Below are 357 nucleotides of genomic sequence, written 5' to 3'. Positions count from 1 at the left end.
TTCATTTTGTCGTTCATTGGTATTGTACCGCTATATGCTTCAAGTACTTCTGAATCTACGACAACAGAGCCATCGACATCCTTTATTTGAAAAGATACATCATTGATTGTGATACGGAAAGTACCATTTCCTACAATCCAAAACTTCGGTTCTGATTCTATCGTACCTGGATTATAAAATATACCTGGTTCAGTAAGCTTTAGGTTTACATCCTCTGTATATTCAAAAGGATCAAGAGTGAATTCCACTTCAAATTCACCATATTCCTCCATTTCATTTGCAATATCACCAATTTCAACAGATTTAATTTTTCGGTATACTTCATCATCAGTGAAATACAATGTTTTGCCATTTAGA

The 357-nt window shown here is 33.9% G+C and carries 1 pseudogene; it reads right to left on the bottom strand.

Going from position 1 to position 357, the window contains the following annotated elements:
• A pseudogene (locus tag ACQGS6_RS29540) lies at nucleotides 1-357 on the bottom strand (phage tail protein); the annotation flags it as partial.

The organism is Bacillus sp. GMs2/2 (assembly GCF_050172095.1).
Classification (GTDB): Bacteria; Bacillota; Bacilli; order Bacillales; family Bacillaceae_G; genus Bacillus_A; species Bacillus_A cereus.
Note: the sequence above shows the minus strand (reverse complement) of the source record. Positions and strands in the feature narration are given on the sequence as shown.